The sequence below is a fragment of the Stygiolobus sp. CP850M genome (assembly GCF_037389425.1).
In the GTDB taxonomy this organism is placed as follows: domain Archaea; phylum Thermoproteota; class Thermoprotei_A; order Sulfolobales; family Sulfolobaceae; genus Stygiolobus.
The window spans coordinates 43,842-55,927 of the sequence record NZ_JBBHKR010000082.1 but is presented as its reverse complement, the minus strand read 5'-3'; the positions used below and the strand labels follow the sequence as shown (position 1 = coordinate 55,927).

Sequence of the window (12,086 nt, the reverse complement as noted above, 5' to 3'; positions counted from 1 at the left end):
AAACTTAAAAATACGAAATAATTTAGGGAAAAGTTTTTATCTGTAACGAGTATTTAAGGTTATGGATCTGAAAGTAACATTAAATAAAGTTACTGCACGTGCTTTACTATTCCTAATTTTCGCATCTCTAAGATTGCTTAGCCTTGAGAAACTAGCAATACTATTCTTACCATTTATTCTTATTAACGATTCGACATCATTTCTCCTTAACATAGGTCTCATACCCATAGCATTCTTATTACTTGTGATGGTTTCCCTAGTAAAGTTCTGGATATTAGTGAGGGACAAGATCTATTATCTCTTCGAAAGGTCGAGAAGTAGAGATTATAATGCATAGAGATGAGGTGTTGGAAAAAAGTAGACCCATTGTTAAGGATAATCAGTTTTTAATGAAAGTTGACGGTGATTTATGAGTTTGGTGAAAAACTCTTATCCAAGGCAGACTTTATTCATAGTGCTTAACTTTAACAACTGAATTCCTCTTGCCATAAAGGTCGAGGCTTTCAATCGGTTAATGAATAGGCAACAACTTAGGAAAAAATTCAGGAGTGCTGTAAGGAATAATCATATTAAAAAAGAGTAAGGAATAATGCTGCTATAACTTCAGGTTCCCTTTATACATCAGCTTGAGCTTTTCCCACATCTCGTTTACATATTCTTCGAGCTCTCTTATCTTCTGTTGGTCTACATGTTTAAATCTACCTTGTATTTTCAAGAACTCCTCTATAGGTTTTCTAGTCCTCTTATCTAGGCAATGTAAGCATTCGTCGGAGATCTTCAATATACCGTTCTCACATTCGAATAGCGGCCAATAGCAGGTTTGTACGGCGAGCTTTGCTACTTCAGCGGTCTTTGAAGGTTCAAACATCCATCCGTAAGGATCAGGGCATAAAACTTGCACGTAGGAGAAACCGCGGATCTCCTTAGCCTTCCTTATCTTCTCCATTAAGTCGTGGGGATATCCTACACTCGCAGTCGCTACGTAAGGTACTCCATGTGCCATCATAATAAACGGTATGTTCTTTTTATTGTGCCGTTTACCCATAGGTGTGGTAGTTGTCGAAGCTCCTATTGGCGTCGAACCGCTCCTCTGCCCACCGGTATTCATGTAAGCCTCATTGTCTACACATACATATAGAATGTCCTCATTCCTCTCTGCAGCCCCGCTTAGAGACGCCATCCCTATATCTGCAGTACCGCCATCCCCAGCCCATACAACTGCCTTGACATTCTTTCCCCTAGTCCTCATTGCTGCTGCAATACCTGAAGCTGCTGCGGGACCTGCAGCAAAGGCAACGTTTAGAACGGGATAATTATAGGCTGAGTTGGGTCCCATGCCCTGAATCACAGAGGAACAACCTGCAACCACTACAATCACGGCGTTTTCTCCTAATGCTGTGCTTATGATCCTCATCGCTATGTTCTCAGGACAGCCTGGACACGCCGATGTCCCAGGCATAAGTTTGTGCCTATTTAATATATCTCGGACTCCTAAGCTCAATTTTTCTCGCCTCCTCAGGATAGAACCACTCTATACCTTGCGGTCTCTCTACGAACTTACGGATTATCACCTTCATCTCGTTCTTTCCTATTGAAACCCCTCCTAACCCGGTTATTACACCCTTTATATCAGTATCCGGTAACGAAGCTTTTACTTCAGTGTACAGCTGCCCTCCCCTACCAAAGCTAACGGATCTGTCAAGGACTAACACGCTCTTATCACTAAGTGCCTCAACCACCTCTTCTCCAGCCCAAGGTCTTACAAACCTTACTCTGTAAACCCCTACCTTAAGCCCTTCCTTTCTCAACTCGTCTACAGCTTGCATCGCGTCCAAAGACCAAGCTCCCATAATTACTACAGCGTAGTCAGCGTCTTCTAATTTGTAACTCTCGTTTAGCGTCGAGTAAGACCCTATAGGTACTACCCTCTTCATGTATTCCTTCCCAGCTTCTACAATGACTTCCTTAGAGGCAATCTGAGCTCTATGTATCGACTCTCGAAGTTTCATGTAATCCTCTGGCGAGAACATGTTACCCATAGCTATTGAGTCTTCTGGGTCTAACACGTAAGGCTGTCTTCTTGGAGGAAGATATGAGTCAACTTCTTCTTGCGAAGGTACGTAAACTCTGGTCTTAGTGTGAGATAGAATGAAACCGTCCATTCCGATCATCATTGGTAAGAACACTCTCTCGTCCTCAGTTATTCTGAAAGCCATTATAGTCAAGTCCATGGCCTCTTGAGGCGTAGAGGCGAAAGCCATTATCCATCCGCTGTCCCTCTCACTCATAAAGTCAGTATGTTCATTCCATATGTTCCATGGCGGACCTACAGCTCTGGTCCCAACAGTCATTACAACTGGGATCCTGCTCCCGGCGACCCACCATACCATCTCATGCATGTATAGTAGTCCCTGCGATGCAGTAGCAGTGTAAGCCCTCACACCGGCAGCTGCTGCACCGAAAGTCGCGGCCATTGCTGAATGTTCGCTTTCTACCCTGATTATTTCAGTCTCGAGTTCTCCTCTATCCTTCATTTCACTGAGCGACTCTATAATATAAGTCTGCGGAGTAATAGGGTAAATACCCGTGACTTTGACTCTCGACAGTTTTACAGCCAAAGCCACAGCATCGTTTCCTGAAATGACCTTTTCCATCATGACTCACTCACCATCTCAATTGCTTTGGCCGGACATACGTTGGAGCAAATACCACATCCTTTACAGTATTCGTAATCAACAGCAACTTTACCATCCTTGATGATTATGGTTCCTTCGGGACACCATATGTAACATGCCTTACATCCTACACACTTATCCTCATGTACTAAGGGTCTCACTATTCTCCAGTTACCTGTCTTTCCTCCTGCCCCTTTAGCAGGTTTGCTTATTGGGAATAATTGGTAATTAAGTGACAACTTGTGACACCTCCATTAACTCCTCGTAAGCTATCTCTACGGCTTTCTTGTTAACCTCAGCGATCCTTCCCTCAAACACCTCCTCTATTGCCTTCTTCAAAGAGTCTAGAGTAACTACCTTCAGTCTTGCTAGACTTCCAAGCATAACAATGTTGACTAAGGGCCATCCAGACTTCACTAAGTTAAGATTTAAAGCGATTTTCGTAGCGTTAACTACGAAAGTGCGGTAGGGGAGGGTTACGGGGGAGGGGGAATTAATGACGACATATCCTTCGTCTTTCAACCCTCGGAGTGGGTTAGAGATCTTTAACAAAGAAGGATCTAGGATAACAACAATATCCGGGTTTTCTATGGGGGAAGTAACCCTAATCGGATGGGAGTCAATTCTACAATAAGACTCTATCTCAGCCCCCCTTCTTTCGGCACCGTAGAAGGGGAATGCGGAGGACCAGTTCCCGTCTAGGTCTGCCGCAATTGCAAGTAAGTTAGCAGCTGTAACTACTCCCTGCCCTCCTCTCCCGTGAAATCTGATCTCGAGCAATAAGGCATCACTTCCGAATATACAATTCCTCTTGAACATTAAAAAAGTTTCGTATTAAAAAAGTTTATTATTTTGGGAGTCCATAATATGAAATATTTTCATAAAACCTCCTTCTTTCAATAAACTCCGATAATATTGCTCCTGGAATTGCTATAAGACTAGTTAATGGAAATAGAATAGATAATAGCACCATAATAAGATAGAATGAATTTAAGGTTAACCTAAGCTTGTTATCCTTACGAGCTACAGATATCTCAGCGATACTAAAAGCTACTGCTACAAGCAAATACAAGTAGTTATGAGTGAGGAAATAGCCTAGTGGAAATACTGAGGTAAAGGCTGTTCCTAAGAACGATATAGCGGTATTGGGGGAATACCAAGACGGTATAGTCTTTAGTATATAAAGCATTATTGAAGATATGATCGCTAACAAAAGAAGGACAAGTGACGATGCAAAAGTGAACACAGATGGGTAGAGCGAATAAAATACTAGTGAAAGAACGGAAAGTGACGAAAAGAATACTTCTCTACTTAGCCAAGAAGTCCTTAAGTTCTTGATTACCTTGTAAAACCTTTCCTTTCTGTTTATATGCAAAATTGAAGGAATAAGTCCTATAAGCATCAAGAGCAAAGGTACTATGCCTTTAACTGGAATAAGAAGGGAACCTAAAGCAAATTCGGAGAATAAAGTGAAGATCAATAATTGCCAATAATTTTCTTCTTTCCTTGTCTTCAGTGGTGAAGCCTCGACTTTAACCTTGCTCTGTCTCACCACGAGGTTAGGTCTAGTAAGTTCGTACGGTGCTAAGAACGGAGCGCTGTACTCTTTCTTATCAACCCATCCGAAGGATAGGGCACCGGTAGGACACGCTTCTACGCACAACGGTAACCCCTGCTTGTTCATAAGCCTTTGCCTACAGAAGTCACACTTGCTCATTACGCCGTCTTTATTAAATTTCGGCTCTTCATAAGGACAAGCCCAAGTGCAATAACCGCACCCTATACACTCTTTAGGGTCTATATAAACAACGCTCATGTTATCTTTCTTTATCGCGTTTGAAGGACAGACCTTCATACATAAGGGGTTCTCACAGTGGTTACAAGCTATGGAAACACCGATCTTCGTGTCTCCCTCATCAAAGACGAGTAAAGTTCTCCAATTTAGACCTCCGTAAGCTGAGTTACAAGCGTTGACGCAAGCATTACAGATAATACACTTATTAGGATCGAAAATGAACGCCAATTGGAGTTTATCATCTTCAGTAGTTTTCAAAATCTCTTCCATACATTAAATAACGAATTTAAACTAAATAAAGCTGAATATAAACCGTTTCTAATGTAGTAATTCTGAGGACTCAACGAAAAAGAAATGTAAAAGATATAACTGTGCTCAATATACTCTCCATATGGCAAGGCTAATAGCTACGTTGGGTACTTCGCCGGGAGGAATATTTGAGAGTTATAAGAACTTAATTGAAGGCAATTATCAAGGAGATAACGTAGAGAAGGTTAATATAGATGAGGTTTATATCATAAGGACATCCGATAAGGCTGTGGAATTCGCGTGGAAGTTAGTTAAGGCTATATTTGCCTGTTGTGGTGCTAAGGGTGTCCATGTTTATGATATTCCCTTAAGCATATCGGACATTAACAGTAGGCAAGACTTTTTGATGTTTAAGAGGGAAGTCGAGAGTAAAATAAACGAAGGGGACTTTGTGGACATAACTGGCGGTAGAAAATCTATGTCTGTAGCTGCTGCAATCTCAGCAATCAAGAGAAAGGCTAGAACTGTTACTACCATAGTCCCTCAAGCTGAGTATAACAAGGTTCAAAAGCTCATAAAAGAACTTGAACCGAGAGAGAAAGAAATACAGATGGCAGGGGAGGGAAAGTGCCAAACGATAGATATTTGTCAACTAGTGAGTAAATCAGCCCTAACTATTCTGCTATCGTAATGTATAAAATTCTACAACAGACTATTATTGCGTAATACCTTTTAAGCTTTCTCTGTCAGTATTACCTATGAAAAAAGTTATCACCTTTAAGGTCGAGGACGAACTGGTAAAAAATCTCGATACTTACGCTAGAAAACACGGGTTAAATAGGAGTCAAGTCATAAGGAAAGCGATATTAAAGTTGATAGAAGAAGAAAGAAACTGAGAAATAAAAGAAGAAAAAGTTTTTGACTTTTTTATGGCTGAATATACCACGTTAGTTGTTCTACGTTCATAGTGAACCGGATGAACGGCATTGAATAGTATAGATAAGTTAAGTTGTGTGAACTTAGGCCATATTCCATCATTATGTAACCCACTAGGGATGGTCCGTCGTTATAGGCTGCAGCGCTTTCGAGTATCTGAGTCTCGTTAGCCATGTATTGATAAATCGAGTTGAGCACTAAAGATTGATCTGTTGCGTTAAGTTGTTTTAGGAAGTAGTCTCTGAATGTCATTGCCATCTGTGCATAATAGTTAGCGTAGAAACCGTAATCATATATAACATTTGGATTTCTATATACTTGAAGTATCAGGGTTATGTTCCCGTAATTCCCGTTAGTAACTGAATCTAAATATTCAGTTGCATAAAGATCCGTTAGGAATTCATTATACAATCCTTGATAAAACCCTTGAGGAGTTATTATAGGCCCTGCGTTTATCGATAAGCTCAAAGCAGCCCATGAATTAGCTAGAATCTCATCAGATATGTTCCCTTGATTATATAAATAATCAGCCTCAGCTGCTGTCTCTATGGTCCATAAGTTAGTTAAGGTCTCAGCGTTATTAACTGCTTTCATAACTTCAGAACCTAAGTTCACCGAGTGATTAGTCTGGTAGAGGACTTCTATTGCCTCAACAGCAGGGTTAGGTAGGACATAAAAGGCTGTATAGTTACCCTCGCTTGCAAGCTTCTGTGCCATAGACCAATACATAGCTGCCGTCTGTTTCGCCGAAGAATTGGTAGTTGAGTTGTATAATTCATTGTAAAGTGTAGACAAGTAGTAATATCCTACAGAGAGGTTAACTGGAAAGTCCATATATCCCTTAGGTTGAGGTAATGAAGATGAAGTAACGATTTGATACATTTGAGGAATTGATGATACAGTGTACAAAACCTCGCCGTGTTCTTTGGCAAATTGCTCAGCCATCTGGTAGTTTTGCCCCTCAGCTAGGGCCATCATTTGAGGGACTACTAAGTAATAAATACCGCCTTGATATAGCTGGACTATCCTTTGATAGACAACACCGGTTGAGTACATATATCCTTCCAGTCCTACATCACCTAAGAAATACAGTGACTTATTTAGCATAGCTTGTTGCCCTAACATAGATGCCAAATACATTACTGTAGCTGAGTCCGTCTTCACTGCACCAGGAACGTTTATGTAGTTAGGGGCGTTTATGTATAAATAGTAATTATAGGCGGTCAAAGGTTGATAACCAAGCATCGATGCTACAACAGCGGCACCTTTTGCCCCGGCTAAGTACCCGTTACCACTGGAGAAGGGGTTTCCTATAAATACCAATCCGTCTCCAGGGGTTACATAGGCGTATTGAGAGGCTATTGTTTTATAGGGGAACACGGGGTTTATTAAGTAGTCCTCACCGTTTCCTATGCTAGCAGGGTCTCCAGAAGGAGAATATACTGTCTTTATCACTGTAGTTTCGTTTACTATCTCTTGTTTCATCGTTTGTGTTGACATAGGCTCAGTATAACTTGATTTTTGCCCCAGTAGATAACCTACTATACCAGCCAGTATAATTAAAATCACTAGTAGTATCCCAACTAAAAATTCTTTTTTCATTTTTTTTCAACGAAACTATAAATATTTCGGTTATATAAGAATTATCCCAAATCTTTATACGAATTAAAAAACGTTATTAGTTCTATCTAACCACACTGAAAGATAGTTTACGTCTAGAAGTCTCAGGTTTCTAAAGAGATAAATAGCCTTATCAATCTATGCTAAGGTTCGCAGAGCGGAAGAGTTAATAGTTTGTTTAGATAAAAAGTTAATAATTGGAGGAGGAAAAGCTTAAAAATAAGGGGGTTAAGGGGGCGAAAAGCCTCGCTGAGGAGATGGATAGTCCCGTGTTTAAATTCTTCTCTTTCTAATTTCTCTTAGTGACGCTAATGACACTCCTCCATGGCTTAATGGTACTGTGAGAGGAGCGATTAGTATCCCTCAGTAGGGGTGTCGTGGCGAAATAAAAAGTAATTAAAAGTAAGGATAAGTTACGTCACGGGTAAATACAAACTTTTTAATGAGCAGTATGTTTTTGTCGGTGAGTAGAAATATACACACAAAAATTCTCACTAATGTTTAAATATTTGTAAGGGATAAAGGAAGCAAGCACGGACTAAGTAGTTGTAAATCTCGTTTGAGGTTAATAAGTATGTTATTAAGTATGTTATGAAGAGTTAAGTATGTTATAACACCTATTCTTAAAATACCACTTTTATCTAGGTCTCGCTTTCTTGATCTCGTGATTTCACTAGCTGGTTTGCTATTTCTATCAACTCCTCAGGTCCTATACTTAAATCACCGTAATCCGGTGGTTTTTCCCTCAAACTCACTAATCCTACCTTCTCAGCTATTTTATCCATCCTTTTAACAACTTCTCTGGCTTCAGAACTCGAAAATTCACCCATTTTGATCTCAAAAGCCCAAATAGGTTTCTTCTTTTTTACAATAATTACGTCTATGTCTTCCTTCGGAGAATAATACTGTACCCCTCCGAAATATTTCGAAAGCATTTCTCCTATACTGAACTGAACCTCCCTACCAATAGGTAAGTCCTTGACTTCCAAATCCGTTTCACTTATAGCATATTTGGATTCAGCGTAAAGCGTGAGAGAAAGGGCAGGAGACCTGATTCTGTAATAATTTTCCCTAGACAGCGTGGGAATTTTTTGTACTAATCCCATCTTAGCTAACTTGTTGACCATTGAGGATATCGTTCCTTCCCCTCCTTTAGGTTGTATTATTCCGGCAATTTCAGACGTCTTCCATATTCCTTCCCCTAGAAGTAAAAGGATTTTATAATAGGTGTCTGTAAGTTGCCTTTCCTCTTCTTTGAACACCTCCCCTAACAGCCCCTTAGAAATTAACGAGAATTCCCTTATTCTACTAACGAATTCCTCATAACTATTTATGAAAGGAATTATCCAAGGGTCTCTGTATAAGGTTGAAAGTACGGGGTCTCTAATTTGAGTTAGCACATCTTCATAAGATATTATGTCTATTTCAAGGGGGGTGAATAAACCGAGTAATTGACTATTCCTATCAAATACTTTATTAACTATACCATAGCTAGAGCCTATTATTACTAGAATACCTTCCTTATCCCAATTGCTTATCATAGCCCAATAGATCTCAGGTAATCTTTGGAACTCGTCTATTACCGCCACGCCCCCTCTGCGCAGAATCCCTTTGACCTCTTTCATAGCCTCATCAATCTTTACCACTGTATCATCTAAGGTGATTGCATTATTTGAATCAGCTATTAAAACGTAATAATCCATCTTAAGGTTTCTCTTTACTAAGGTACTTTTCCCTGTCTTCCTCCTGCCGTAAATTAAAGTCCAGTTTTTTATTCTTTTTATCTCCTCCTCTTCTCGCCTTTTAATATATAGTCCCATAGGACTAGTCTTATAGGACTAGTACTTAAAGATTAGCACTTAAGACAGTGAATAAGAAAACGGAGGTAGGACGAACTGTATTAAAGTACAAGCAAACTCATGGTGCGTGAGCTGGATCTCTCTAAGCGATGTGTTAAGGGAATTAGAACCTCGTCCTTTCACAATTGAGAGGAATCAGTTTAAAAATTAAACGAGGAGAATGGTGTAAGAAACTTATATCGCCATCTAAAGCCATTACAAGGCTTCACTATATCCGGTACATCAGAATCCCACTTAGATAACTTGAGTCTCTCGCTGTTAAATGAGTTTTAAACAATGTCAGCTAGACGTATTTTAATTAAGTTTTAGATTTACGGAACTGTTAAACACTATTCAAATTCTCTCGATGTTAAAATTACACCTTGCTTGTTTTCCTACCAATAGATTTTTATAGTCCATTAGATACTTAGTGTTACGTGGAAAAGTTAAAATCAATTATTCTGATAATTACAATTATTTTTTATTATTATCATCAGAATATCTGTTTTTGACTGAGTTTTACTTCGCTAAAACTTATTCAGTTCAAGAAAATCAAAAAGTAAACATAACAAGTTTACCTTCACTAACAAAATCTCCCACCCCTACATACTCCCTTATACAATCAATTCCGAACAAGCCTAAAGGTTATACGCCTGCAAATTACATGTTTGAGGGTGATCCTCAGCACATATACTATGTGCCTATAAAGACCGGTTACTTTATGTTGAATTTGACTGGAGCTATTGTAGTTCCTCCTACTATATACGGGGACTTAATGTACGTAGTGACTTCAGGAGTAATGAACATGACAACGGGTGAATTGAAGGAACTGTTAGGTTGTCTCTTCGCGATTAACATATCCGACGGGCGAGTAGTGTGGCTAGACAAGTTCCCAAATCAGATCATGACTGTGCCGTTGGTCTATAAGGACGAGGTTATCATAGGTCTGGGAAACGCGTGTTTCCTCAACACCACCGTTAGGGGGACTGGAGAAAACGCAGTAATAGCCCTTAACGTAACAAATGGTAAAGTAATATGGAACTACACGACTCTCGGGGAGGATATGCCGACTCCGGTAATTTACAAAGGGATGGTAATTGAAGCAAACGGGAATGGTGAAGTCTTTGCACTAAACGTAGATAATGGTAAACTGATATGGCAAAGGTATCTAGGGTCTTACGACAGTATGTCTTCACTTCTTTTAGTAGGGAACACAATATATTTCGGAACGGCAAACCCTTACGTGTTCTGGGCTATAGATGCGGATGACGGCCAGGTAATTTGGGATTATAACTTCTCGACTACTGGATTGACTTTTGGTGGACTTGACGACTCATCGCCAGCCTATTATGACGGGATAGTTGTAACTTCTTATACCGTTCATATATCTAACATAACCATGAGTGAGTTCCTTGTAGCGTTTAACGCGTCTAACGGTAGAATGTTATGGTACTTAAACGAAGGAAATGCTCCAATACCCAAATACCTCGAATCTCCAGCACCAGTAATTTATCACGGGGTAGTTTATCATGATTCTCCGGTAGGAATACTATACGCAGTAAATGTTACTAACGGAAAAGTTATCTGGGAATTCTTGACGGGTCCAACAGTTAGCAACGTGGACATAGCCTACAATTCTTATATACTTATACAATCCAGAGAGGGTACTTTATATGTGCTAAAGCTAAATGGCCAAATGGTAAAGTCGGTATTAACTCCGGTTATGCCTGGGCCAGGTAACTTACTAGTAACACAAAACTCAGTAATAATGGTAGGAATAAATGGTGTTGTAGACGTAATACCAATCTACGCCTTAACAGGTTCGTGAAGCCTTAAGTAAAATAATGAAGCTAATATCCTTAATACAGCAATTGCTAACATCATATCCCTTATCCCCTGAACTACGCCGAAATAACTCGTAACTAGTTGTGCCGTAATACCACCGATACTTGATCCCGTAAGGTCTCCAAGGGCGGTTACCGCGTTATAAAGACCCACGCTTTTCCTCGTGTCCTTTGAACTGTCGTAAAGATAGGAAAGATAGGCTGTGGAATTAACAGAGTTAGTGAACCCGGCCACTACGTTAGCAAGATAAATCTCATATAAGGATGTAGATAAGGCATAAGCTAGAGGAAAGGTAGCTAAGGCTAGTCTACCGGTAAACATCACCAGTTTTCTGTTTTTGTCCACTAGTTTACCTACCCAGTTCTGCATCAAGAGTGTAGACACTCCTGATATTGTGTTGATAATAGCCACGTTCTCGAAGTTCATGTTGAAGACGTAAACCTGGGCCAAGGGGAATAAAGGCCAAGCTGATGACCATATTACGTTAAACGTAAAGGTGATCAAGAGAAAATCTCGAAATTCCTTAGTCACTTTTAACTCCTTTATTGGTGGTTTTTCATAGTCTACGTCAAACTTATAAGCTATGTAGGAATCACTCAAAATCAAAACTCCGGTCGTCAGGAAGAAAGGTCTTACCAGAGCTGTATCATCACCTACGAGAAAACCCGTGATCAGAGTAGCTATAAGTCCACCCAAGGTGGAATAAAATGAGTACTGAGCAAGTACCTTACCTCTAGAAGATGCGCTTACTGTGTCCATTATCAAATACCATCCGAAAAGTGAAACGCCTAAGCTAGCTTCTAAAAATACGTATAGAGGCACAAATATTATACTACTGAAAGGGATAAGTGAAAGTATAACCCAAAGTATCCCTACGATTGCAGAACCTATTACCACAAGCTGTTTCCCCCTAGCCCTTACGAAGCCTAAAACGAATTGTACTATTGAAGGTAAAACCGTCCCTGCTGAGGATATTATAGCTAACGCTTCTCCGTTTAATCCAGAGAGAGCTGAGAGAAAGGCTATAAAAGGTTGCGATAAGCTTAGTGCAAAGTTTCTGAGCAGGATATAAGTCCTTAAAGGTTTCACATACGAAACTAAATCGATATAACTTTAAAGTTTTCTAAC

The 12,086-nt window shown here is 39.9% G+C and carries 12 protein-coding genes; 4 read left to right on the top strand and 8 right to left on the bottom strand.

The window, feature by feature from the left end:
• The first annotated feature begins 61 nt into the window (after window positions 1-61).
• Window positions 62-337, top strand: coding sequence for a hypothetical protein (locus WIW89_RS10700; protein WP_337720752.1), 276 nt, complete (start codon window positions 62-64; stop codon window positions 335-337).
• A gap of 258 nt (window positions 338-595) precedes the next feature.
• Here WIW89_RS10700 and porB read toward each other — a convergent pair whose 3' ends face one another.
• From porB to WIW89_RS10675, 5 genes are all read right to left on the bottom strand, one after another.
• Window positions 596-1,501: a pyruvate synthase subunit PorB gene (gene porB, locus WIW89_RS10695; protein ID WP_337720750.1), complete on the bottom strand. Its 906-nt coding sequence runs from the start codon at window positions 1,499-1,501 to the stop codon at window positions 596-598.
• Window positions 1,470-2,657, bottom strand: a complete 1,188-nt coding sequence (locus tag WIW89_RS10690) for a pyruvate ferredoxin oxidoreductase (RefSeq protein WP_337720749.1) — start codon at window positions 2,655-2,657, stop codon at window positions 1,470-1,472. The genes porB and WIW89_RS10690 overlap by 32 nt, the downstream gene beginning before the upstream one ends.
• Window positions 2,654-2,914, bottom strand: coding sequence for a 4Fe-4S dicluster-binding protein (locus WIW89_RS10685; protein WP_337702190.1), 261 nt, complete (start codon window positions 2,912-2,914; stop codon window positions 2,654-2,656). Before WIW89_RS10685 ends, WIW89_RS10690 begins: the two co-directional genes overlap by 4 nt.
• Entirely contained in the window at window positions 2,904-3,455 is a 552-nt protein-coding gene (locus WIW89_RS10680; RefSeq protein WP_337702244.1) for a 2-oxoacid:acceptor oxidoreductase family protein, read from the bottom strand. The genes WIW89_RS10685 and WIW89_RS10680 overlap by 11 nt, the downstream gene beginning before the upstream one ends.
• Window positions 3,456-3,522: 67 nt before the next feature.
• Window positions 3,523-4,740: a DmsC/YnfH family molybdoenzyme membrane anchor subunit gene (locus WIW89_RS10675; protein WP_337720748.1), complete on the bottom strand. Its 1,218-nt coding sequence runs from the start codon at window positions 4,738-4,740 to the stop codon at window positions 3,523-3,525.
• A gap of 121 nt (window positions 4,741-4,861) precedes the next feature.
• Here WIW89_RS10675 and crn1 point away from each other — a divergent pair, with 121 nt between their 5' ends.
• Complete coding sequence (crn1, locus tag WIW89_RS10670) at window positions 4,862-5,410, top strand: CRISPR-associated ring nuclease Crn1 (RefSeq protein ID WP_337720747.1); 549 nt, start codon at window positions 4,862-4,864, stop codon at window positions 5,408-5,410.
• Window positions 5,411-5,477: 67 nt separating this feature from the next.
• The gene (locus tag WIW89_RS10665) at window positions 5,478-5,615 is read left to right on the top strand and encodes a ribbon-helix-helix protein, CopG family (protein WP_337720746.1); all 138 of its coding nucleotides are present in this window, start codon (window positions 5,478-5,480) and stop codon (window positions 5,613-5,615) included.
• A 31-nt stretch (window positions 5,616-5,646) separates the two neighbouring features.
• On the opposite strand, the gene WIW89_RS10660 is transcribed toward WIW89_RS10665, so the two are convergent.
• Together WIW89_RS10660 and WIW89_RS10655 are read right to left on the bottom strand one after the other, a co-directional pair.
• Window positions 5,647-7,257 (bottom strand): serine protease, encoded by a 1,611-nt coding sequence (locus WIW89_RS10660; protein ID WP_337720745.1) that lies wholly within the window; start codon window positions 7,255-7,257, stop codon window positions 5,647-5,649.
• A 659-nt stretch (window positions 7,258-7,916) separates the two neighbouring features.
• A complete protein-coding gene (locus tag WIW89_RS10655) occupies window positions 7,917-9,095 on the bottom strand; it encodes an AAA family ATPase (protein WP_337720744.1) in 1,179 nt (392 codons plus the stop codon).
• A gap of 526 nt (window positions 9,096-9,621) precedes the next feature.
• Here WIW89_RS10655 and WIW89_RS10650 point away from each other — a divergent pair.
• Window positions 9,622-10,941: a PQQ-binding-like beta-propeller repeat protein gene (locus tag WIW89_RS10650; RefSeq protein ID WP_337720743.1), complete on the top strand. Its 1,320-nt coding sequence runs from the start codon at window positions 9,622-9,624 to the stop codon at window positions 10,939-10,941.
• Here WIW89_RS10650 and WIW89_RS10645 read toward each other — a convergent pair.
• Window positions 10,920-12,047 carry an MFS transporter gene (locus WIW89_RS10645; protein WP_337720742.1) on the bottom strand — a complete coding sequence of 376 codons (1,128 nt, stop codon included), beginning with the start codon at window positions 12,045-12,047 and terminating at the stop codon, window positions 10,920-10,922. The two genes, WIW89_RS10650 and WIW89_RS10645, sit on opposite strands and share 22 nt — an antisense overlap.
• Window positions 12,048-12,086: the final 39 nt, after the last annotated feature.